General features: G+C 31.5%; 1 protein-coding gene. It reads right to left on the reverse strand.

The features are described 5' to 3' along the window. Nucleotides 1-367: peroxiredoxin family protein (locus KJR01_RS10020; protein WP_214119107.1), on the reverse strand; the 367-nt coding region annotated here is incomplete at its 3' end. Between the last annotated feature and the right edge of the window lie 17 nt (nucleotides 368-384).

Genomic DNA, 384 nt, shown 5'->3' on the forward strand with positions numbered 1-384 from the left:
CATTGGTGATTTTAAGATCGGTCGTTAAAACATTTTCATTTATAAAGTAAAATTGTTCGTCTAAAACCTTAACCTCAGTGGCATGATCGATGGTATTTATAGCATAAACACTGAGTTTATTTGGATGAATTTGTATGAATTCATCTAAAGAAGGGAGTTCTTTTAAGCAAGAAGGGCAGCCATTTTGAAAAAAGACCAAAACTTTTAAACTTGTATTATCATCAGCAAGTTTTACAGCTTTTCCTAAGGTATCTTTAGCTGAAATTTCAGCGCTTTTTTCTCCAACTTTTCCAGTATCTTTTGAATTTTCAAAAGAACAAGCATTGAGCAAGAACAAAATGCTTAAGATTAAAAGGCTTTTTTTCATTTTAACACCCCATGTTG

The sequence above is a fragment of the Campylobacter sp. 2018MI10 genome, from assembly GCF_018501175.1.
Classification (GTDB): domain Bacteria; phylum Campylobacterota; class Campylobacteria; order Campylobacterales; family Campylobacteraceae; genus Campylobacter_E.